The organism is Lysobacter sp. TAB13 (genome assembly GCF_052113885.1).
Lineage (GTDB): Bacteria > Pseudomonadota > Gammaproteobacteria > Xanthomonadales > Xanthomonadaceae > Lysobacter > Lysobacter gummosus.
In genome coordinates this window covers 164,221-186,535 of sequence record NZ_JBFRDR010000007.1, presented here as the reverse complement: position 1 = coordinate 186,535, position 22,315 = coordinate 164,221, and the positions used below count along the sequence as shown (strand labels likewise).

The 22,315-nt window shown below is 68.9% G+C and carries 19 protein-coding genes; 6 read left to right on the top strand and 13 right to left on the bottom strand.

Annotated elements, in window-relative coordinates; all coding sequences use genetic code 11:
• Positions 1-161: 161 nt before the first annotated feature.
• Positions 162-2,048 (top strand): signal peptide peptidase SppA, encoded by a 1,887-nt coding sequence (sppA, locus tag AB4Y92_RS11095; protein ID WP_441819693.1) that lies wholly within the window; start codon positions 162-164, stop codon positions 2,046-2,048.
• Between the two features lie 295 nt (positions 2,049-2,343).
• Here sppA and AB4Y92_RS11090 read toward each other — a convergent pair whose 3' ends face one another.
• A complete protein-coding gene (locus AB4Y92_RS11090; protein ID WP_215056107.1) occupies positions 2,344-2,571 on the bottom strand; it encodes a hypothetical protein in 228 nt (75 codons plus the stop codon).
• 94 nt (positions 2,572-2,665) lie between these two features.
• On the opposite strand from AB4Y92_RS11090, the gene AB4Y92_RS11085 reads away from it, so the two are divergent.
• Positions 2,666-3,442: an SDR family oxidoreductase gene (locus AB4Y92_RS11085; RefSeq protein ID WP_057944813.1), complete on the top strand. Its 777-nt coding sequence runs from the start codon at positions 2,666-2,668 to the stop codon at positions 3,440-3,442.
• A gap of 24 nt (positions 3,443-3,466) precedes the next feature.
• Here the strand turns inward: AB4Y92_RS11085 and AB4Y92_RS11080 are convergent, their stop codons facing one another.
• From AB4Y92_RS11080 to AB4Y92_RS11025, 12 genes are all read right to left on the bottom strand, one after another.
• A complete protein-coding gene (locus AB4Y92_RS11080; RefSeq protein ID WP_441819692.1) occupies positions 3,467-4,081 on the bottom strand; it encodes a hypothetical protein in 615 nt (204 codons plus the stop codon).
• Positions 4,082-4,191: 110 nt separating this feature from the next.
• Positions 4,192-4,863, bottom strand: a complete 672-nt coding sequence (locus AB4Y92_RS11075; protein ID WP_441819691.1) for a DUF4124 domain-containing protein — start codon at positions 4,861-4,863, stop codon at positions 4,192-4,194.
• Positions 4,863-5,645 carry a DUF4124 domain-containing protein gene (locus AB4Y92_RS11070; RefSeq protein ID WP_441819690.1) on the bottom strand — a complete coding sequence of 261 codons (783 nt, stop codon included), beginning with the start codon at positions 5,643-5,645 and terminating at the stop codon, positions 4,863-4,865. Before AB4Y92_RS11070 ends, AB4Y92_RS11075 begins: the two co-directional genes overlap by 1 nt.
• A 73-nt stretch (positions 5,646-5,718) precedes the next feature.
• Positions 5,719-6,153, bottom strand: a complete 435-nt coding sequence (locus tag AB4Y92_RS11065; protein WP_441819689.1) for an EamA family transporter — start codon at positions 6,151-6,153, stop codon at positions 5,719-5,721.
• 97 nt (positions 6,154-6,250) lie between these two features.
• Positions 6,251-6,811: a Sua5/YciO/YrdC/YwlC family protein gene (locus tag AB4Y92_RS11060; protein ID WP_441819688.1), complete on the bottom strand. Its 561-nt coding sequence runs from the start codon at positions 6,809-6,811 to the stop codon at positions 6,251-6,253.
• A gap of 228 nt (positions 6,812-7,039) precedes the next feature.
• Entirely contained in the window at positions 7,040-8,035 is a 996-nt protein-coding gene (locus tag AB4Y92_RS11055) for a lytic polysaccharide monooxygenase (protein ID WP_441819687.1), read from the bottom strand.
• 496 nt (positions 8,036-8,531) lie between these two features.
• Complete coding sequence (locus tag AB4Y92_RS11050) at positions 8,532-11,048, bottom strand: DNA topoisomerase I (protein ID WP_441819686.1); 2,517 nt, start codon at positions 11,046-11,048, stop codon at positions 8,532-8,534.
• Positions 11,049-11,333: 285 nt separating this feature from the next.
• Positions 11,334-12,434 carry an RDD family protein gene (locus AB4Y92_RS11045; RefSeq protein ID WP_441819685.1) on the bottom strand — a complete coding sequence of 367 codons (1,101 nt, stop codon included), beginning with the start codon at positions 12,432-12,434 and terminating at the stop codon, positions 11,334-11,336.
• 134 nt (positions 12,435-12,568) lie between these two features.
• On the bottom strand, positions 12,569-13,375 hold the full coding sequence (locus AB4Y92_RS11040) for a pilin (RefSeq protein ID WP_441819684.1): 807 nt from the start codon (positions 13,373-13,375) through the stop codon (positions 12,569-12,571).
• A gap of 300 nt (positions 13,376-13,675) precedes the next feature.
• Positions 13,676-14,164 (bottom strand): DUF494 family protein, encoded by a 489-nt coding sequence (locus AB4Y92_RS11035; protein WP_057944804.1) that lies wholly within the window; start codon positions 14,162-14,164, stop codon positions 13,676-13,678.
• An 89-nt stretch (positions 14,165-14,253) separates the two neighbouring features.
• The gene (gene dprA / locus AB4Y92_RS11030; protein WP_441819683.1) at positions 14,254-15,471 is read right to left on the bottom strand and encodes a DNA-processing protein DprA; all 1,218 of its coding nucleotides are present in this window, start codon (positions 15,469-15,471) and stop codon (positions 14,254-14,256) included.
• Positions 15,472-15,558: 87 nt separating this feature from the next.
• Entirely contained in the window at positions 15,559-16,713 is a 1,155-nt protein-coding gene (locus AB4Y92_RS11025; RefSeq protein WP_057945684.1) for a LysM peptidoglycan-binding domain-containing protein, read from the bottom strand.
• Positions 16,714-16,873: 160 nt separating this feature from the next.
• On the opposite strand from AB4Y92_RS11025, the gene def reads away from it, so the two are divergent.
• The 4 genes from def (at position 16,874) to AB4Y92_RS11005 (ending at position 22,312) form a co-directional block, all read left to right on the top strand.
• Positions 16,874-17,386, top strand: coding sequence for a peptide deformylase (def, locus tag AB4Y92_RS11020; RefSeq protein WP_057944802.1), 513 nt, complete (start codon positions 16,874-16,876; stop codon positions 17,384-17,386).
• Between the two features lie 180 nt (positions 17,387-17,566).
• Positions 17,567-18,490, top strand: coding sequence for a methionyl-tRNA formyltransferase (fmt, locus tag AB4Y92_RS11015; RefSeq protein ID WP_441819682.1), 924 nt, complete (start codon positions 17,567-17,569; stop codon positions 18,488-18,490).
• Positions 18,491-19,061: 571 nt separating this feature from the next.
• Entirely contained in the window at positions 19,062-20,384 is a 1,323-nt protein-coding gene (gene rsmB, locus AB4Y92_RS11010) for a 16S rRNA (cytosine(967)-C(5))-methyltransferase RsmB (RefSeq protein WP_441819738.1), read from the top strand.
• A gap of 158 nt (positions 20,385-20,542) precedes the next feature.
• A complete protein-coding gene (locus AB4Y92_RS11005; protein ID WP_441819681.1) occupies positions 20,543-22,312 on the top strand; it encodes an ArnT family glycosyltransferase in 1,770 nt (589 codons plus the stop codon).
• Positions 22,313-22,315: the final 3 nt, after the last annotated feature.

Here is a 22,315-nt window from a genome sequence, read left to right as displayed (position 1 = left end):
ACGTTCAGGGCCGGCGTGCCTGTGGTTTGTGCCTCAATCCACCATTTGCACTTGTTATTCCCCGTATTTTTCCGCCTCCCCGCTACTCACAGTTACGAATGGCGGGTGAAACCCCGCCCCGTGCCGGGTTAGTCTGAGCCGTATACATGGAGCCTGTGCCAATGAACGATACCTCCCCACGTCGCGGGCCTTTGGCCCGTTTCTTCATCGGCGTCTGGGACACGATGAACTTCACCCGCCGGTTGGTCTTCAACCTGCTGTTCTTCGGTTTCCTGCTGTTTTTCCTGGCCGCGCTGAGCCTCGGCGGAGGCGTCAAGCCGTTGCTGGAACGCACCACCCTGGTGATCGCCCCGGAAGGCGCGCTGGTGGAGCAGTACAGCAGCGACCCGGCCTCGCGCGCGCTCAGCCGCGCCTTCGGCGACAAGAGCCCGGAAGTGCAGCTGCGCGACGTGATCCGCGCGCTGGACGCGGCCAAGGACGACAAGCGCATCGAGCGCGTCGTGCTGCGCCTGGACAAGCTGCAGGGCACCGGCATGGCCTCGCTGCGCGACGTCGCCGCCGCGGTGGCGCGGGTGCGGGCGAGCAAGAAGGAAGTCGTCGCCTTCGCCGAAACCATGGACCAGAAGCAGTACCTGATCGCCGCGCAGGCCAACGAAGTGTTCCTCGACCCGATGGGCGGGATGATGCTCGAGGGCCTGGGCCGCTATCGCCAGTACTACCGCGAAGGCCTGCAGGACAAGCTCGGCGTGGACGTGCACCTGTTCCGCGTCGGCGAGTACAAGTCCGCCGCCGAGCCGTACATCCTCGACGCCGCCTCGGAAGACTCCAAGACCGCCGATCTGTTCTGGATGAACGACCTGTGGACGCGGTATCTGGACGACGTGGCCAAGGCGCGCAAGCTCAAGCCGGCCGACCTCATCGCCTCGATCGACGAACTGCCGCAGCGGCTGGACGCGGTCAAGGGCGACATGGGCAAGTACGCGCTGGGGCTGAAGCTGATCGACGGGCTCAAGACCCGCGAAGAAGTCGATGAGATGCTGACCAAGCGCGGCGTCGCCGACGAAGACGCCGAGGGCGGCTTCCGTCAGATCGCCATGGACGCCTACGTCGCCGGCCTGGATCGCACGCTCAATCCGGCCGACCAGCGTCCGCAGGTCGCCATCGTCGTGGCCGCGGGCGAAATCAGCGGCGGCGAGCAGCCGCCCGGCTCGATCGGCGGCGTGTCCACCGCGGCGCTGCTGCGCGACGCGCGCGACGACGAAAACGTGAAGGCGCTGGTGCTGCGGGTGGATTCGCCCGGCGGCGAGGTGTTCGCGTCCGAGCAGATCCGCCGCGAGATCGTCGCGCTCAAGGCCGCCGGCAAGCCGGTGGTGGTGTCGATGGGCGATCTGGCCGCTTCGGGCGGTTACTGGATCTCGATGAACGCCGACAAGATCTACGCCGATCCGTCGACCATCACCGGTTCGATCGGCATCTTCGGCATGATCCCGACCGTGCCGCGCGCGCTGGAGAAGATCGGCGTGCACACCGACGGCGTCGGCACCACGCGCTTCGCCGGTTCCTTCGACATCACCCGGCCGCTGGCGCCGGAAGTCGGCCAGGTGATCCAGACCATCATCAACAAGGGCTACGCTGACTTCACCGGTCGCGTCGCCGCCGCGCGCAAGAAGCCGGTGGAAGAGATCGACGCGATCGCCCGCGGCCGCGTGTGGAGCGGCGCGCAGGCGAAGGAACGCGGACTGGTCGATGACCTGGGCGGACTGCAGAACGCGATCGACGACGTCGCCGCGCGCGCCAAGCTCGGCAAGGCCGGCGACTACCGCGTGCGTTACGTGGAGAAGATGCCGACGCCGTTCGAGCGCTTCTTCGCCGGTTTCGCCTCCAGCAACGCCGGCAGCGCGCTGCTGGGACGTTCGGACCTCGCCCGCGGCCTGCTGGCCAAGGCGTTGCCGCAGACCGCGTCGGACCTGCGTTTCGTCGAAAGCGCGATCAAGCCCACCAGCGGCGTGCCGGTGAAGGCGCTGGCGTATTGCTTCTGCGAGCTGTGAGGTTTGCGCCCCTCTCCCGCGATGCGTTCGGGCGTGGATGAGGGCGATGCGCCGGGGTTTCGCGGCGAACTGAGCCGAGAGCATCGGGGCTGAAGCCCCTCCCACAAAAGATTCAAGGCGCGACTTGAGCTCCCTCTCCTGCGCAGCGGGAGAGGGCTGGGGTGAGGGCCGCGCGCCCCACCTCAGCGACGAACTGAGCCGAAAGCGTCGGGGCTGAAAGCCCCTCCCACAAAAATTCTGAAGCGAACTGAGCCAGCGGCCCGCCTGTCGCGGCCGCCCGGCGTTCGCAGCCGACTCAACCGCCGGCGGCGTCGATCGCGTCGCGGGTGTGTTGCGCGCCCTCATCGACCGCGCCTTCGACCGCCTTGGCCTTCTGGATCGGCTGCTGGATCGCATCGCGCATCTGCGTGGCTTGCGGATCGACCGGACGCTCTTTCTCCGGCGGCTGCGGCTTGGAGCACGCGCCCAGCGCGCAGCACAGCGCGGCGCAGGCCAGGGTGGATACGATCCGGCTGGGGTTCATCGCGGCATCCTCGGGACGGTCCGGCCGTTATGCTACGCCGGTCGCGCGCCTCGCGCGTCGAACCACGGCACGGTCACTGCATACGGAGAACCTCATGGACCCCAAGCGTTGGCGATTGGACGGACAGCTCGCGCTGGTCACCGGCGGCAGCGCCGGCATCGGCCGGGCGATCGCGCGCGAACTGCTGGGCTTCGGCGCCGACGTGCTGCTGGCCGCGCGCGACGCGACCGCGCTGGAATCGGCGCGGGCCGAGTTGCTCGAAGACTTTCCCGAACGCGAGGTGCAGGGCTTCGTCGCCGACGTCGCCGACGACGAACAGCGGCGCGAGTTGCTGGACTGGGTGGAGGACTTCGGCGAAGGCCTGCACATCCTGGTCAACAACGCCGGCGGCAACCTGAGCAAGGCCACCACCGACTACACCGAAGACGAGTGGCGGCAGATCTTCGAGATCAATCTGTTCTCGGCCTTCGAACTGTCGCGCTATGCCTACGCGCTGCTGACCCGCCACGCCGCGTCGAGCATCGTCAACGTCGGCAGCGTCTCGGGCAACCTGCACGTGCGCACCGGCGCGCCTTACGGCATGAGCAAGGCGGCGATGCACCAGATGACCCGCAACCTCGCGGTGGAATGGGCCGAGGACGGCGTGCGCGTCAACGCGGTGGCGCCGTGGTACATCCGCACCCGCCGCACCTCCGACAAGCTGGCCGACCCGGACTATCTCGACGAAGTGCTGCTGCGCACGCCGCTGGGCCGCATCGGCGAAGCCGAGGAAGTCGCCGCAGCGGTGGCGTTCCTGTGTCTGCCGGCATCGGGTTACATCACCGGCGAATGCATCGCGGTGGATGGCGGGTTTTCGCGTTACGGGTTCTGAGTGGCGGCGCGGAACGACGGCGCGTTACCGCGTCGATGCCGGCTCCTCGGCGGGCGCGGCAGCGAAGTTGTGAATCGCGGTGCCGTAGCGCGAGGTGCTGGCGTTGATCTCCACCCGACGGCTCGCGGCGATCTGGCCGAACAAGACTTCGTTGTGGTCGATGCACAGGCGCAGGCCGTTCACGCTCGTATCGCCGACCAGATACGCGCGCTTCTGACAATCGCCATCGCCGCCGAGATTCTCCGGACGAACTTGTTCGATCCGCTTCGCCGGCTGCGCGCCGCTCCAGCGGTGAAGCAGCATCGGCGGTATTGCGAGCAACAGGACGAGCGTTAGCGCCACGATCAGGCCCAGCAGTTGGTTGAGCCCGCTCGGGTTGTAGTTTTCCGCTTCGGTCGGTGGCGGATAACGGTGTTGGCGGCGCTGCAGCAACAAGAACGCACCGATGCCGCCGATCGCGGCCAGGCCGTATGAGAGCGGCGAGTACCAGCGCCAGTCGGTCGAGACCATGAACGGCCCGGGCCATGCGTAGGTGTAGCGAAGCAGGGCGCTCGCCAGCAACACGGCGACCGCGACGGAGAATTCGATCAGCACCGGCCGGCGGGCGGGGGTGCGGGACGACGTCGACATGGCGGACACCGGCGGCGGGCGATGCGAAAACTATGCGGGTTCGCCCGATGCACCGCAATCTGCGCGGCGACCGCGGACAAAGGCAGGGCGATCGCGCAGATGCGCGCGCCGCAGTCGGCTTACTTGCCGCAAGTACTCTCAGTCACGATCCGCTGAATCCGCGCGACCTCCGCCGCCGACGCGTCGCGGCTGTCGCCGCGGCCGAAGCGCAGCGCCGACTGGGCTTCGCGCAGGCGCTGTTTCCAGTTCTCGCACAAGTGGTCGTCGGCGATGCGTTGGCATTGATCGTTGACCATTTCGCAGGCCACGCCCGTGCCGCTGCCGACGCTGCCAAGGCCAGTGGTCTGCAGCTGCGCGCAGCGCTGCGGCGGCGTTCCGTCGTCGTTGAGGTAGCGGCTGCCGTCGTAGGTGCGGCATTCGAACAACACCGGCGGCGGCAGGCGGTCGGCGTCGGCGATGGTCGGGCCGGCCGGCGCTTTCGGCGCCGCCGGCTTGGCGGCGGGCTTGGCCGTGTTCACCGACGGCAACTGCGAGGACACCGGCGGATGCGGCGGCGGTGCGTTGGCCGGCGCGTAGGGCGCGACCGGCGAGGTGATGAAGGTCGGCGGCGCCGACGACACCGGCGCGTCTTCGATCACGCGCTTTTCCTGCTGATTGCCTTTCGGGCACGGGGTGTTGTTCTGCACCGTCAACTGGCCCAGCGCGTCGGTGCAGCGATAGATGACGACCTTGCCTTGTGCGTGGGCGCCGGCGCTGGCCAGCAACAGCAGGGACACGAACCACACGCGCATCAGTAAGCTCCGCAATCGGCGTTCAATTGCGCGTCGATGACGCGCTGGTCCAGGGTGATCTGAGCGCGCTCGCTTTGCAGCGCGCTGTTGTAACGGCGGTCGCCGTCATAGCGGCGGTCGCGCAGGCGCGAACACACTTCCTGCTGCGGCAGTTGCCGGCATTCGTCGCGCACCAACTGGCTGCCGTAGTAGACGCCGTAGCCGTAATCGTAACCGCCGGAATAATAGCCGCCCGAACGCGCGGTGGCGGCGTACTGGACGTTGCCGTGACGGCCGGACACGGCGATGCGCGCGCTCGGGTCGCCCAGGCGCGGCTCGCGCGCGCCGATGCGGCTGCCGAGCGAAGTGCCGGTGCTGTAGACCGGCACGCCGTAGCCCAGATCGACGATCGGCATCATCCGCGGATTGCCGTCGCCGTTGCTGCTGGTGTAGCTGCTGCCGTCCGGACGCACGCAGTCGTACATCGCCTGCGGCGTGCGCATCATCAGCACTTGCGGACGGGAGCTGGCCGCGGGGCGCGGCGAGGGTGTGGCCGAGGCTTCGACGACGCGCGGCGGCGGATCGACCGGGCGGGTCATGGTCAGGGTCTGCTGGCGCTGGCCGTTGCCGCAGGGCGTGTCGCGCAGGCTCAGCTGGCCGCGATCGTCGGTGCAGCGGTAAATCAACACGTCGGCCGCATGCGCGTCGCCGGCGCTCGCGCCGCCGAGCAGCGCGCCGGCCGACAGCAGCCCGGCCAGGGCGGCCGGTGCGAGACGGGAGCGGCGGGCGCGGGCGGAGTTCATGCGCGCATCTTGCGCCTCCTCCGCGTTAGGGGAAAGTCGAATTGCGTCATGGATTCGCGGATTTACCCGCCGCTCATCGCCGCCACACCAGGACCAGCACGCCGCCGCCGACCATCAGCAGCCCGAGCCATTCGCGCGCGCTGGGCCGATCGCCCAGGAACACCACCGCGAACAGCGCCGCCAGCACTACGCTGAGCTTGTCCACCGGCACCACCTGAGACACGTCGCCGAGCTTGAGCGCGCGGTAGTAGCACAGCCATGAGGCGCCGGTGGCCAGTCCCGACAGCACCAGGAACAGCAGCGAACGCGCCGGCAGCGTGCGCGGATCGACCCATTGGCCGCTCATCGGCACCAGCAGCGCCAGCACCGCGACGATCACCAGGGTGCGGACCAGGGTCGCGTAGTCGGCGCTGACGCCCTGCACGCCGACTTTGGCCAGCACCGCGGTCAGGGCCGCGAACACCGCCGACAGCAGCGCCCAGACCGACCAGGCGGGCAATGAATTCATGGCTGCACTCCGAAGCGGACAGCCCGAGGATAGCGCCGGGCGCGTCGCAGCCGGGTCGGGGGCGGGAGCGGGGTTGGCGTGGGGCGGATCGCCGCGCTCAGGCGCGCAGCACCTCGCCGGTCACGGCCAGGCGGATCGGCGTCGGCGCGGTCAGGCCGCCGGTTTCGCCTGCGCACACGCCGTCGCTGAGCGCGAGCACGGCGCGGTCGAGCTGGTCGCGCTGGAACGCCGGCGGGTGGCCGGCGAGGTTGGCGCTGGTGGAGACAATCGGTCGCCCGTGCGCCCGGCACAGCGCCCGCGCCTGCGGATGCGCGGTGACGCGCACGGCGACGCTGTCGTGATCGCCGCGAATCCAGTGAGGCACCGCGGCGGTCGCCGGAACCGCCCAGGTGTTCGGCCCGGGCCAGCTGGCGCGCACCGCTTCGGCGCGTTCGTCCGCCAGGGCCGGCCAGTCGATCAGGCCGTCGAATTGCTCCACCGATGCGGCGATCAGGATCACGCCCTTGTCCACCGGCCGTTGCTTGATCGCCAGCAGGCGCAGCACCGCGGCGCGGTTGTCGGCGTCGCAGCCGATGCCCCAGACCGCTTCGGTCGGATAGACGATCACACCGCCGCGAGCGAGCGCGGCGGCGGCCTGTTCGATGCTCAGGTCGGTCATGCGGGGATCAACGCGGTGGCGACGGCGCAGTGTCGCATGTCGGTGTGGATGGCGTCGGCATGTGCGGGCGGATGCGACGCCGCGCGATTGCGCGACCGGCGCGTTGCGAAGGCGCGATGGCCTTCGCAACGCCCATGCGCCCTCTCCCGCGCTGCGGGAGAGGGGTGGGGTGAGGGCCGCGTCGCCGGCCTCGCCGGCGAACACCACCGCACGCCTCAATCGCCGACATCAATGATCGTGATGCGCATGCTCATCGGCGAACGGCTTGGCCGATTCCGGCAGCCGCACATCGAAGGCGTAGGAGCGGTTGCCGCTCAGATAGACGCGATTGTTCGCCCCGTCCTTCGCCTGCACCTGACCGCCGCGCTGCTCGCCGATGCGGGCGAAGCGGGCGCGCGCGTTGACTTGTTCGGCGACCTTGCGCGGCCAATCCACCACCGAGGTTTCGCCCGCGCCGAGCACGGTTTCGATCTTCTCCGCATCGCTGCCGTCGGCGTTGAACACGCGCAGCGTCACCGAGGTGCCCGCCGGATAGTCGTTGACGACGTTCAAGTTGCCCGACTCGCGCCACGGCGATTTCGCATCGGCGAGCGAATTGGTGAAATTGACGTCCATGCAGGTGTAGAACGCTTCGGTGGAATCCGAGCGCTGCCAGGTGTTGTAGATCACGTGGCGGCCGGTGCGCGCCGGCAGGGTGCAGGTGATGTGGTAGTTGTTGCCGGCCGACAGCGGCACTGAGCCGGTCTTGCAGAACTGCTGCAGGTCGCCCCAGCGCAGTGTGCTGTTGGGGTTCCAGCCTTGCGGCGTCACGTAGAACGTCCAGTCCTTGGTCGCGTGCGGCGCGGTGGCGTAGAAGGTGAAGGTGTAGCTCGAACCCGAGCGCACGTTGCTGGTCTGCCAGTCGCTGCGCACCACGTTCAGACCGCGGAAGGTCGAATTGTTGCCGCCGCACAGCGTACCGTCGGGCACCACCGCGCGATGGTTGCTGTTGGCGTTGGCCTGGTTGATGCCGTTCCAGTCGTAAAACAACTGCGAGCCGGCGACCGCCCATGCGGCGCGGCAGGCCGGATCGGTCGGGTTTTCCTTATTGCCCAGGTAACACTTGTAGATGCGGCTCTGCGGATTGACGAAGGTGCCGTGCGCGAACGCGGACGACACGGGCAAGACGGACGCGCACACGGCGACGGCGGCGCTGAGCAGGGAAAAACGTTGGACACGGTTCATGACGACTCCTGTCGATGGGATAGGTGAACAACACCCCCCAGCAGGTTTCGTGATGGCGACCGCGCGCGATTGAGATCGCGTCTCGACGGGCTATGGCCCGTCGGGCCTGCCCTTATTCGTTCGCGGCCGATCCTAGTGGCGGCGGCGGGCTGAATCTGTGCGAGCGGTCGCCTGCGGCGCATGGATCGCTGCGTTGTCGTCGATGGGATGCCGGAAACGGAAGCTGCGTCACGGGTTGGAGGCGCGGCTGCGACAGGGTGTCGCTGGCGTTTGTTGCGGCGCGTCGGGCCTGAAGGCCCTCCCACAGAGACCTCGGGCACCTCTTTGACTTTGCGCTTCCACGCATCGGCGCATCCACGAAGTCTTTCGTGGGAGGGCCTTCAGGCCCGACAGCCGAAGCGACGAATCCCCAAACGAAACGGGCGCCAAACCGGCGCCCGTTTCGTTAGTCGCATCGCCCGTCCGCTATGGCGAATGATGCGCGATATCGCGGCGATTACTTCGCCGCGACTTTCTTGACGACCTTCTTCACCGCTTTCTTGGCCGCGGTTTTCTTCGCGACCTTCTTCGCGGCTTTCTTGGCCGGCGCCTTCTTCGCCGCGGCTTTCTTCACCACGGCCTTCTTGGCCGGCGCCTCGCCATCGACGGTTTTCTTCGCGACCTTCTTCGCCGCTTTCTTGGCCGGCTCTTTCTTCGCCGCGGTCTTCTTGCCGAAACGCCCGCGCATCGGTTTGCCGGTGTCTTCCATCAGCTTGATCACTTCTTCCAGGGTCAGCGAAGCGGGTTCGCGATCCTTCGGAATGCGGCCGTTGAGCTTGCCGTCGCTGATGTAGGGGCCGAAGCGGCCGTTGAGCACCTGGATGTCGCTGCCTTCGAATTCCTTGATGATCCGGTTGCGCGCGATCTCTTCCTTTTCTTCGATCAGGAATACCGCGCGCGCCAGATCGATGGTGTACGGATCGTCTTCTTTCTTCAGCGAGGCGTAGACGCTGCCGCGCTTGGCGAACGGGCCGAAACGACCGACGCCGACGCTGACTTCTTCTTCCTTGTCCAGGCCCAGCTTGCGCGGCAGCTTGAACAGCTCCAGCGATTCCTCGAGCGAAATCGTGTGCATGCTCTGGCCGGGACGCAGGGAGGCGAAGGTCGGCTTGTCCTCGTCCTCGGCGGTGCCGATCTGCGCATACGGCCCGTAACGGCCCAGGCGCACGCTGACCGGCTTGCCGCTCTTGGGATCGGTACCCAACTCGCGCGCGCCGGTGGCCTCGCTGCGATCGACCGATTCCTTTTTCTCTTCGACCAGTTGCTTGAACGGTCCCCAGAACCGCTCCATCAGCGGCACCCACTCCTCTTCGCCGCGCGACACCGCATCGAGCTCGTCTTCGAGCTTGGCGGTGAAGTCGTAGTCGACGTACTGGGTGAAATGCCCGGACAGGAATTTCGACACCGCGCGGCCGACGTCGGTCGGACGGAAGCGGCGGCTGTCGAGTTCGACGTATTTGCGGAACAGCAGCGTCTGGATGATCGAGGCGTAGGTCGAGGGACGGCCGATGCCGTATTCCTCGAGCGTCTTGACCAGTGAGGCTTCCGAGAAGCGCGGCGGCGGCTCGGTGAAGTGCTGGTCGGCATGGATCTGATCGAGCGGAATGCGGTCGCCGACTTTCATCAGCGGCAGCTTGCGGCCTTCGTCTTCGTCCTCGGCGGCCTTCGCGTCCTTGCCTTCCTCGTACACGGCGAGGAAGCCCGGATCGATCACGGTCGTGCCCGAGGCGCGGAAGCTGTGCTCGGCGCCGGCGGCGAGATCGACGCTGACGGTGTTGAGCGTGGCCGGCACCATCTGCGAAGCGACGGCGCGCTTCCAGATCAGTTCGTACAAGCGGCGGCCGTCGTCGTCGAGAAAACGCGCGACCTGCGCCGGCGTGCGCAGCGCCGCGGTCGGGCGGATCGCTTCGTGCGCTTCCTGCGCGTTCTTCGACTTGGTCTGGTAGGTGTTGGGCTTGTCGGGCAGCGCCTTGGTGCCGAAGTCGCGCGCGATCACGTCGCGGATTTCGGCGATGGCTTCCTGCGACAGGCTCACCGAGTCGGTACGCATATAACTGATCAGGCCGACGGTGCCCTCGTCGCCCAGCGCCATGCCCTCGTACAGCTTCTGCGCCACGCGCATGGTGCGCGAGGTGGTGAAGCCGAGCTTGCGCGAGGCTTCCTGCTGCAGGGTCGAGGTGGTGAACGGCGCGGCCGGGCGACGCTTGCGTTCCTTGCTGGTGACGTCGGTGACGTGCAGCGCGCCGTTGGCGGCGGCGACTATCCGCTTGCGCGCGCTTTCGGCGGTTTCGCCATCGGTGATGGTGAACTGCTCGAACTTCTTGCCGTCGAACTTGTTGAGCTTGGCGGTGAAGGCCTGCTGCGGATGCGCGCACTCGGCTTCGATCGACCAGTACTCGCGGGCGACGAAGGCTTCGATTTCTTCCTCGCGTTCCACGATCATGCGCAGCGCCGGCGATTGCACGCGGCCGGCGGACAGGCCGCGCTGCACCTTGCGCCACAGCACCGGGGAGAGATTGAAGCCGACCAGATAATCCAGAGCGCGGCGCGCCTGCTGCGCATCGACCAGATCGCTGGCGATGGCGCGCGGCTGGCTCATCGCTTCCTTGATCGCGCGCGGCGTGATCTCGGTGAACACCACGCGCTGCAGTGGCTTGCCTTCCAGCAGACCGCGCTCGCGCAGGATCTCGCCGATGTGCCAGCTGATCGCCTCGCCTTCGCGGTCCGGGTCGGTCGCGAGGAAGAGGTTGTCGGCGCTCTTGGCGGCCTTGGCGATCGCGTCTACGTGTTTCTCGTTCTTCTCGATGACGGCGTAGTCCATCGCGAAGTGATTGTCTGGATCGACCGCGCCCTCTTTCGGCACCAGGTCGCGGACATGGCCGTAGGAGGCCAGAACGGTGAAGTCCTTGCCGAGGTACTTGTTGATCGTCTTGGCCTTGGCGGGCGACTCGACGATGAGGAGGTTCTTGGCCATTGCTACTCCGCAGGCCCGGGGCGGGGCGCTGCTCGACTGCTTGCTTGTGTTGAGGCGGCTCCGCCGGCCGGGGCCGTGCGAGGCGGGGATTTAAGAAGACGACGCCCGCAGCATTCGGCCGCGGGCGTTCAGGTTTCCTTTTCTAGTGGAATCATGAGGCGGCCGCGGCTGTCAAGCCCGGCCTCCCGGAAACCCCAATAAAGTGGCACCGAAACGCTTGAAGATGGCGTGATGGAGTGTGCCCTGTTCAGGTTTCAGCGCGCTGTGACGCTTTCGGCGAGCCGGTCAATGACCGGCCGCCGCGACCATCGCGCCGAACGCTGCGAGCCCCACCACCAGCAACCACATCAAGCCTCCGAGGATCAGCACGACCCAGGCGACCGGGCCGAGAGTGCGCTGCTGCATCTCCGGTCGCGCAGTGTAGGCCCAGCGGTCCACGACCTGCGTCTTTGCGATCATGTCGTGCAGGCCGCGCTTGCCGTCGGTGAAGGCGATCAGCAGGAAACCCACGCACAAACTGGCGTAGGACAACAGGCTGGCGGCCCAGCGGCCGAGCGCGCGCATCCGGGTCAGGCGCCGGCCTTCGCTATCGACGACCTTGACCCCCACCGCCAGCTTGCCCAGCGTGGCCTGCATGGCCGAGGACTCGAAACCGACGTAATACGCCACGCTGATCAGGCCGATGATCACGTAGACCGCCACCACCAGCATCCACACCCCCGCGCCGGCGTTCTGGGCCCAGGAGGCGGCATCGCCGCCGAACAGGCCGGAGGCGAATACGAGCACGAACAGCATCGTGCTGACGGCGTAATAAGTGATGCCGATCAGCAGCGAATCGATGACGTACGCCGCCAATCGCTTCCAGAAGCCGGCATAGACGACTTCCAGCCCCTGCACCACGGTGGTGTCTTCGGCCACGCCGGCGCGCGGCGCGGCGTAGGGCGAATGCGCGTGTGCGCCGGCCGGGGTGGTGGCTTCGGAGGGGCTGGCGTCGGCGTCGGCGGAGGCGGCCTGCGACGGCGTCGCGGTGCGGCTTTGCGCGGAATCGGGACTGACGGCGCGCGGGTCCTGGCGCTCTTCGGCCTCCACTATCGCGGCCGCGATGGCTGCCGCGGTGCCCGCGCCGACCGCTTCGGCGGTGCCGGGTGCCGGGCCGGGTGCCGGGGCGGAGGCGGTCGCGGCAGCCGACGGGCCCGCCGGGGCGAAGCCGGGATCGGCGATCAGTTCGACGGCCACTTCGCGCCACGGCCGCCATTGGCTCATGCCGTCGCGCCAGACCAGGATGTCCGCGCCCAGCTCGCCGCGGCGGTGGCGTTCGATCATCGCCTCGCCGTCCAGCGGTCCGTGCCGGTTGCGCTCGCTGTCGCTGTAATACCACTGGGTCATCGCGAATCGGGGCCTGGGTCGCTGCGGTGGCCGCCATGATGCCACCGCGCCGCGGCGAACCGGCGACGGGCGAAGCGCAAGACATCGCGCCGGCCCTGGCTTGCGCTCAGGGCGGCGCGATCGGTGCGGCCGGATCAGCCGCCGCGGCAGTTCGCCGGCAGCGTGGCCTTTTTCTCGATGTCCGAGCCGCAGGTCCAGCTCAGGTTGGCCGGGTCGAAGGACTGCCAGACCTTCTTGCCGTCGAGCTGCGGCGTGTTGAAGCCGCGCAGCTCGATCTGCATGCCGCACTGGCCGCTGTCCTGCATGCGGCCGAACTGGATCGAGGCGATCTGCGCGGTCGCATAGGCATCGGCGGGGCGGAAGCCGGGCGAGGCGTTGTTCGGGCAGCCGTCGTGGGCGAGGTAGTGCTCGGCGACCTGGGTCTTGTACGGGCCGGCCGCGGCCAGCGCGGCCATGACCTTGGCGCGGAAGGTGTAGTCCTGGTACGCCGGCAAGGCGATCGCGGCCAGGATGCCGAGCACCGGAATGGCCAGCACCGCGAGCACGATCAGCACGATCATGCAGCCCGACAGGCCGCGCTTGGGCGGCGGCGCGGGCTGGCGGCGGGCGACGTGGGCCGGGGCGTAGTCGGCCGGGCTGACGCTGCGCTGGGCGTGGTTCTGCGCCGGCGCGGAGGCGGCCGCTTCGTTGCCGTCGGTGGTGTAGTTGGGCGGTTCGGGCAGCGGCGGCGGCACGACCGGCGGCGGGGGCGGCGACAGCAGGTCGTCGTCCAGGCCCAGTTCGGCCGACAGCCGCTCCAGCGGCTGCCATTCGCGCAGGCCTTCGCGCCACAGCAGGGTGTCGCGGCCGATGCGGCCGGCGCGGAAGTGGCCGCGCAAGGCGTCGGCGTCGATCGGGCCGACGCGGCCCTGGGCCGGATCGTGGTAGTACCAGTTCGTCATGTGCTCCCCCTGCGGATCTCGCGATCGTCCATGTGATGGCATGCGCCGGCGTGGGCAGCGTCGCGGGCGCGCGACTCGCCAGACGGCCAGCATCGCGCAGCACCCTTGGCATGCGCGAGACGCATGAAACTAGCACGGAGTTCGCAAAACGCTATTCGCCCGGCATGGGCGGTGCGTATTGCGCGACGGATGGGCGCGAAAAATGCGCCCGTCGCGCAAGCAGGACGGCCGGGTGCAGGGCCGTGAAGTGATTCAAGGACGAAACCCGCCGCCGCGAACCGCTCGCGGCCGCGGCCGGTGTCAGTGCACCGGCTCGGGCTCGTCCTCGAACATCTGCGTTTCCATCCAGGCGTAGGCCGCCTCGGAGCCGGGCTGATTGAACAGCACCATCAGCACGACCCATTTGAGGTCGTCCAGGTCCAGCTCTTCCTGGTCCAGCGCCATCGCCCGGTCGAGCACGAGTTCGCGCTGATCGGCGTCGAGGATGCCGTGTTGCTCCAGGAACAGCAGGAAGCCGCGGCATTCGACATCGAGCTTGTCGAGTTCCGGGCCGAAGTAGATCCGGGTCGGGCCGCCCACGCGCGGTGCGCTGACGCTGGGCCGTTGCTGAGCCAGCGCATCCAGCCATTCGATGGCTTTGTTGATCTCGGCGGGGCTGAAACCGGCCTGGCCCAATTCATCGAACAGGGGGCCGCTGCGGAGCGAATCGCGGTCGCGGACAAGGTCCGCATCGTCAGTGAAGTAATGCTCGAACAGGTACAGCAGGACGTCCAGGATGCTCTCTTTCATTTCCCTCGGCCTGCGCCGCATGCGGCGCGGTGGGTCAGGAGTTGCTGATTGGCCGGGTGAATCGCCGGTGGGTGGACACCGATTCAGATTCAGCGGTTACGGAAGTAACGGCCGTGCTGCGCCGCGACGCGACCCTCAAGCTCCATGACCAGCAGCATGGAGGACAGTTCCGCAGTCGTCAATCCAGTACGTTCAACGAGTTGATCCATACCGGTAGGGTCGTGGCCCAGCGCGTTCCACAAGGACTGGTAGTCGGGGTCGGCGAAATCTGAAGGCGCGGCAGCTCCTGAGACGGGGCTGGAGCCATCGTGATCGCCGTGTGTGACCAGCGCGTGGCCGAGGTTAATGGGGGCGGCCAGACGGCGACGCAAGCCGTTGGCCAGCTCGGCCGCCATCGGCGCCAGCGCGGCGACGACTTCCGAGGCGCTTTCGACCAGGCCGGCGCCTTCGCGGATCAGCCGGTGGCAGCCGCGCGCCAGCGGATTGTGGATCGAGCCGGGCACGGCGAACACCTCACGCCCGCATTCGCTGGACAGGCGCGCGGTGATCAGCGCGCCGGAGCGCTCGGCCGCCTCGATCACCAGGGTGCCCAGGCTCAGGCCGGCGAGGATGCGGTTGCGGCTGGGGAAGTGTTCCGGCCGGGCCGGGGTGCCGGGCGGGTACTCGCTGACCACGGCACCGTCGGCGGCGATGCGCTGCAGCAGCTCGCCGTGGCGGCGCGGGTAGGCCAGGTCCGGCCCGGTGCCGAGGACGGCGACGGTCAGGCCGCCGGCGTCCAGGGCGGCGCGATGGGCGGCGGCATCGATCCCGGCGGCGAGGCCGCTGGCCACCGCCAGACCCGAACGCGCCAGCGCGCGGGCGAAGTCGGCGGCGTTGTCCTGGCCGCCCGGGGTCGGCGAGCGGCTGCCGACCACCGCCACCGCCGGATGCCACAGCAGCCCCGGCTCGCCGGCCACGAACAGGGCCAGCGGCGGATTGGGCGCGCGCCGCAGCAGCGCCGGGTAATCGGGACTGGACCATTCGATCAGGTGATGGTTGCTGTCGCCCAGCCACGCCAGCAGCCGTTCGCCGGTGTCGCCCGGCCAGCCGGCCGCGGCCCAGGCCGCCGTGTCGGCGGGTGCGCGCAGCCGCGCGATCTGCGGCGGCGACAGCTCCGCCTCGGTCCAGGCGCGGGCGCCGGCGGCGAGCGCGGCGGCGGCGCTGCCGTGCTGCTCCAGCAAGCCGCGCCGGGCCGCACTGGAGCCGCCCGCGGCGAGCAGGAGCAGGGTGGCGATCGGGTCGTGGTCGGCGGCTGCGGTCTGGTTCATGCCCCAGCCTAGTCCGCAAACGACGACGGCGCCCGAAGGCGCCGTCGCGTGGTGCTGTAGGAAAAGCCCGCGGGCTGTTCCGTGGACTCAGTACGGCGAGTCCGGATGCTTGAGCTCGTAGCCGACCTTGGTCGGACGCACGCCGTCCATGATCAGGGCGTAGCTGACCTTGTCGAAGGTGCGGAACACCATCGCGTGGCCGGAGAACTCGTCGGGCAGGCGCACGCGCGAGTTCTTGCCGTACAGGTCCTCGGAGCGGTCCGGGCCGATCTTGACGCGGTCCGGTACGCGGCTGCCGACGCGCCAGGTGGAGAACACCGTGCCGTTGTCGATGCCGTCGCGGGCGCCGACCGACAGCGCGATCACGTCGCGCGGACCGCCGTTGCGGACCAGATCGGCGACCGACAGGACCTGGGCGCGACCGTAGTCGAACTGGGCCTTGGGCGGATGCGGGAAGAACTGCAGATCGTAGGGCTGCATCTCCACCGGGATCAGGCGGTCGCCGACGCGGATTTCGCGGCCGGTGTCGTCGATCACGAGGGTGGACGCTTCCATGCCGCCCACCGCGCCGCGGCTCAGGGTGCCGGTGGAGACCTGCATCAGCTCATAGCCGAGCAGCTCGCGGCCCTTGTCCGGCACGACCACGTCGGTCCAGATGGATTCGAAATCGACCGTGCGCTTGCCGCGGAAGTCCAGGTCGGCGGCGCGCATGATGTCGCAGCAGGCCTTGCGGTCCAGGCGGGTGTAGCGCTGGGTCGGGCGGACCACGGCGAAGCGGGTGCCCGGGCTCTGCTCGGGCAGGCCCTTGATGTAGGCGACCTGGCCCTGAGTCACGCGCAGGCGGTCTTCTTCCAGGCCGACCACGTAGGGCAGCTGTTCGAACTGCTCGACCACGCGCAGGTTCTTCAGGAACGGCTCGATCTCGGCCAGCGGTACGCCGGTGATCGGGGCCTCCTGGCGCGGACCGGGCTGGACCTGGGCCGCGGCGACGCGGTCGAGGTACGCCAGCGAGATCACGTCGCCGGGATAGATGAGATGCGGATTCTTGATCTGCGGGTTGGCCTGCCAGATTTCCGGCCACAGCCACGGTCGCTTGAGGAAGCGAGCCGAGATGTCCCACAAGGTGTCGCCCCGCTTCACCACGTAAGTGTCGGGGTGGTCGCCACGCATTTCCGCCGCGAGGGCGTACGTAGCGACAGTCAGCAACGCGGCGGCGAAAACCGCGCGGATCGGTTTAAACATGGCGGCCATCTACCTGATTCCCCTTCCAGGTTTGCCCTCTGCGGGCACCCGGACTATAGCTCAGAAGGTGCGAACACTAGCAGGCCTTTGCAGCCTATAACGGGGGTACAATGCAACCAAAGCTTGCGTATGTGACCCACGCCCCCATTTTCGGTGCCCTATGGCCGTCTTATCCATTCTCGAATTCCCCGACCCGCGATTGCGCACGAAAGCGGTGGCGGTCGATCCCGCGCGCGTGACCCAACCGGAGTTCCAGCGCCTGCTCGACGACATGTTCGAGACCATGTACGAATGCCCCGGCATCGGCTTGGCCGCGAGCCAGGTCGATGTCCACCAGCGCTTCATGGTCATCGATGTGTCGGAAGAAAAAAACCAGCCGCTGGTGTTCATCAACCCGGAGATCCTCGCCCGCGACGGCGAGCAGGTCTACCAGGAGGGGTGTCTGTCGGTGCCCGGCATCTTCGCCGACGTGACCCGCGCCAACGCGATCACGGTCAAGGCGATCGGCCGCGACGGCCAGCCCTTCGAGCTGAGCACCGACGGTCTGCTGGCGGTGTGCATCCAGCACGAGATGGATCACCTGGAAGGCAAGTTGTTCGTCGATTACCTCTCGCCGCTCAAGCGCGAGATGGTGCGCAAGAAGCTGGCCAAGCAGCGTCGGCAGTCGGCTTAAGGGCCGGGATTCGAGAATCGGGAATCGGGAGTCGGCGTGGCGCCGTGCGGCGCGCGCTGGTTTCCGGGTCCCGTTTTTCGTTTCTGTAGTCTTGAACGCAAGGCGCTCGCGACCGACGCGGTGATCCGCGCCGATTTCCCATTCCCGATTCCCGATTCCCGATTCCCGATTCCCGAGCTTATGCGCCTAGTTTTCGCCGGTACTCCCGACTTCGCCGTTCCCGCCCTGCGCGCGGCCACGCTCAAGGGCGAGGTGGTCGCCGCCTACACCCAGCCCGACCGTCCGGCCGGGCGCGGGCGCGAGATGTCGATCTCGCCGGTCAAGCGTGAGGCACTGCTGCGCGGCATCCCGGTGCTGCAGCCGGAGAACTTCAAGGCCGCGGTCTCGCGCGAAGCGCTGCGCGCGCTGCAGCCGGACTTGCTGATCGTGGTCGCCTACGGCCTGATCCTGCCGCAGTCGGTGCTGGATATTCCGACCTATGGCTGCTGGAACCTGCACGCCTCGTTGTTGCCGCGCTGGCGCGGCGCCGCGCCGATCCAGCGCGCGATCGAAGCCGGCGACCGCGAAACCGGCGTGTGCCTGATGCAGATGGAGAAAGGCCTGGACACCGGCCCGGTGCTGCTCGCCCACACCACCGAAATCGGCGACAACGAAACCGGCGGCCAGCTGCACGACCGTCTGGCCGAGATCGGCGCGCAGGTGCTCAACGACGGCCTGGGCCTGCTGCGCGCGGACCTGCGTCTGAACCCGTGGATCCAGCCCGAGGAAGGCGTGACCTACGCGCACAAGCTCGACAAGGCCGAGGCGCGGCTGGACTGGAATCAGCCCGCCGCCGGCCTGGCCAACAAGGTGCGCGCGTTCAATCCCTGGCCGATGGCCGATGCGTTGATCGCCGGCGAACGCGTGCGCGTGCACGGCGCCATCGCACTGCCGCTGGAGCACGGCGCCGAACCGGGCACGGTGCTGCTGGCCGGCCGCGAAGGCATCGACATCGCCTGCGGCCGCGGCGCGCTGCGCATCCGCGTGCTGCAGCGCGAAGGCGGCAAGGCGATCACCGCCGCCGATTACTTGAACGGCCGCCGCGATCTCGCGGCGGCGCGCTGACATGAGCGCCGGACGGCAACCGCCGAAAGGTCCGCCGCGCGACGGCGAGGCGCGGCCGGTGCGTGGCCGCGTGCGCGATCCGGGTTCACTGGATGCGCCGCGTCCGGCCGCGGCGAAAGCCTCCGGCGAGCGCGCGGCGAAAACGACCGGGCCGGAGCGGCGCGCCGCGCAGCGGCCGGCCGCGAAGCGATCCGAATCCGAGCGTAGCGATTCCAACAAACCGTCCGAGGCCAAGCGCCGGGCGCCCGGCCCGCGCGGGCCGGTGCGCGGCGCATCCGACGGCGCCGATCGCGGCAAACGTTCGACCGGCGCCAAGCCCGGCTCGGCACGACTGGCCTTCGCCAAACTCGACTTCGAAAAACGCCGCGCCGACCGCCGCGCCGCGCAGAAACGCGGCGCCGGCGAAACGATTGATACGGGCAGCGGCGAAAACGACGCGTCCGCCGAGCGCGCCCCGCCACCGCCGAGCGCAAGCCCGCGCTCGGCGCCGCGATCCCGTCCGGCGTCTTCCGTCGCCGGCGCCCGCGATCCCTACGCGCGCAGCCGCGGCGCCGCGACGCGTCCGCCGCCGTTGTCCGACAGCGCCCAGCCCGGCGCGCAGTCGCGCGCCATCGCCGCGCGCGTGCTCAACGCGGTGCTGCATCGCGGGCGTTCGCTCAAGGCCGAACTCGCCGTCGCCCTGCCGGCGCTGGCCGATCCGCGCGACCGCGCCCTGGTCGAAGCGATCTGCTTCGCCGTGTTGCGCCAGCCGCTGCGTTACGAGGCCGCGCTGATGGCGTGGATGCCGCGGCCGCTGAGTTCGCGCGACGGCGAACTGCGCGCGCTGCTCTACACCGGACTGGCCCAGCTCGATCCGCTGCAATTGGCCGCGCACGCCGCGCTGGATGCGACGGTCGAGGCCGCGCGCCTGCTCGGCCATCCGCATCAGGCCGCCCTGGTCAACGCGCTGCTGCGCCGCGCCCAGCGCGACGGCTTGCCGGTCACCGACCCGCGCCATTCGCATTGGCCCAGCTGGCTGCGCGGCATGCTGCGCAAGGACTGGCCGGACCACTACGACGCGATCCTCGCCAACAGCGGCACGCCGCCGCCGATGTGGCTGCGGGTCAATCGCGCGCGCATCGCCCGCGAGGACTATCTGGCCGGCTTGACCCAGGCCGGTATCGAAGCCAGCGCGCCGGCCGATCCGGCCGATGCGCTGCGCCTGGACACGCCGCTGCCGGTGGCGGCCCTGCCGGGCTTCGCCGACGGCGAGGTGTCGGTGCAGGACGTATCCGCGCAACGGGTCGCCGACGCGCTGGCGCCGGCGCCGGGCGCGCGCGTGCTCGACGCCTGCGCCGCGCCCGGCGGCAAGAGCGCGCATCTGCTCGAACGCGACCCCAGCCTGCGCCTGACCGCGCTCGACATCGACGTCGCCCGCCTGCACAAGGTGCGCGCGACCCTGCAACGCGCCGGTTTCGACGCCGCCGACGGCGAGCGCATCGAACTGCGCGCCGCCGACGCCGCCGACCTGGACGCGTGGTGGGACGGCACGCCGTTCGATGCGGTGCTGCTCGACGCGCCGTGCTCGGCCACCGGCATCGTGCGTCGGCAGCCGGATGTGGTGTTGCACCGACGCGAGTCCGACATCGCCGCCCTTAGCCTGCTGCAGGCGCGGCTGCTCGATGCGCTGTGGCGCACCGTCGCGCCCGGCGGCGTGCTGCTGTACGCGACGTGTTCGATCCTGCGCCAGGAAAACGACGCCCAGGTGCGCGCCTTCGTGCAACGCACCGCCGATGCGCGGGTGGAGCCGCTGGACGCGGGTTACGGCCACGACTGCGAAGTCGGCCGCCAGCGCCTGCCCGGCGAGGACGGCGGCGACGGTTTCTTCTACGCGCGCCTGCGCCGGGCCGGTTAGCCCGCGCTGTTGCGCGTCCGGCGGGTGCCTGCCGGTGTTTTTGTTGTGCCGTCCGGCTGGACACGCAGCCGGCATTAGATGAGCCAAAGGTGAGCGGGCGCCCAGATGCCGGCTTTCCCCTCTCCACCCGGCCCGGGTCGCTGCGTATTATTTCGCGCATGTTCAAGAACGCCCTATCCCGCCACGCATGGCTGTTTTGGATCGTTGCCTGGCTGGTCCTCGGGGCCGGCCTGGGGTTGCGCGATCCGTGGCCGGCCGACGAGCCGCGTTTCGCCCTGGTCGCCAAGCAGATGGTCGAGAGCGGGCAATGGCTGTTCCCGCACCGCGGGGTCGAGCTGTACTCGGACAAGCCGCCGTTGTTCATGTGGACCGAGGCGGTGGCGTATCTGTTCACCCGCAACTGGCGCGTGGCCTTCCTGCTGCCGTCGCTGTTCGCGGCGCTGGGCACGCTGTGGTGCGTGGTCGATCTGGGCCGGCGCCTGTGGACGCCGCGGGTCGGTTACTACGCCGGCTGGGCGCTGCTGCTGACTCTGCACTTCGTCTATCAGTCGAAGAAGGCGCAGATCGATCCGTCGGTGGTGTTCTGGATCACCTTCGCCAATTACGGACTGCTGCGGCATCTGCTGACCGGGCCGGCGTGGCGCTGGTGGACGCTGGGCTGGTTCGCCGCCGGCATCGGCGTGATCACCAAGGGCGTGGGCGCGATCGCGCTGTTGATGCTGGTGCCGGTGGCGCTGGCGGCGCTGCTGCGGCCGCTGCAGGCGCGCATGGCCGTAGGCGGCCTGGGTGCGCGCGCGCTGGCCTGGGTGCGCATGCCGGTGCGCGCCGGGATCGGCAACCCGCGTTTCTGGCTGGGGCCGGTGGCGTTCCTGGTGGCGATTTCGCTATGGCTGGCGCCGATGGTGCTGGTGGCCACGCACAGCGCCGATCCGAGCTATCAGGCGTATCTCAACGACATCCTGTTCCGCCAGACCGCCGGGCGCTACGCCAAGTCCTGGGATCATCCGCAGCCGGTCTGGTACCACATCGGGGTGATGTTCTCGATGTGGCTGCCGCTGATGCTGGCGCTGCCGTGGGCGCTGTGCGCCTGGGGCCGGCGCCTGGGCCGGCTGGACGCGCGCTACCTGCTGCCGCTGAGCTGGTGGGTGCTGGTGATCGTGTTCTTCTCGATTCCGCACGGTAAGCGCGACGTCTACATCCTGCCGGCGCTGCCGATGGCCTGCCTGATGTTCGCACCGCTCCTGCCGGGCATCCTGCGCCGGGCCTGGCCGCGCCGCATCGCGCTGGGCTTCGCGGTGATGCTGACGGTGGCGATGCTCGGCGCCGGCCTGTCGATGTGGTTCGGCAATCCCAAGTTCGAAGGCCGCCTGCTCGACGGGCGCGGCTTCACCGACGGCGGCCGCGCGCTGGAAGCGGCGCTGATCGCGATCGGCGCCTGGGGTGCGGCCAGCCTGCTGTGGTTCGGCCGGCGCCGCCCGATCCACGTACTGGCTTCCACGCTGTGCGGGCTGTGGGTGTTGTACGGCCTGCTGATCACGCCGGTGCTCAACGACTCGTCATCCGCGCGCGGAGTGATGACGCTGACCGCGCAGCGCATCGGGCCTGACGCCGAGCTCGGTCTGGTCGCGTGGAAAGAGCAGAACCTGCTCATGAGCCAGTCCAAGACCACCAACTTCGGTTTCCGCATGGGTTGGGCCAGGCAGCTCGAACTCGGCCTGGCCTGGCAGAAGCAGGCGCCGCAGCGGCGCTGGCTGTTCGTGCAAGAGCCCGCTCTGCCGGCGTGCGTGGACCGCCTGCGCGCGGAGATGATCGGCGTGTCCAATCGCCGGATCTGGTGGCTGGTGCCGTATGAAGCACGACAGACCTGTCCGGCCGCGCCGGCGCTCGCGCCGAACGACGATGACCATCAGTACGATGGCGCGGACTGATCG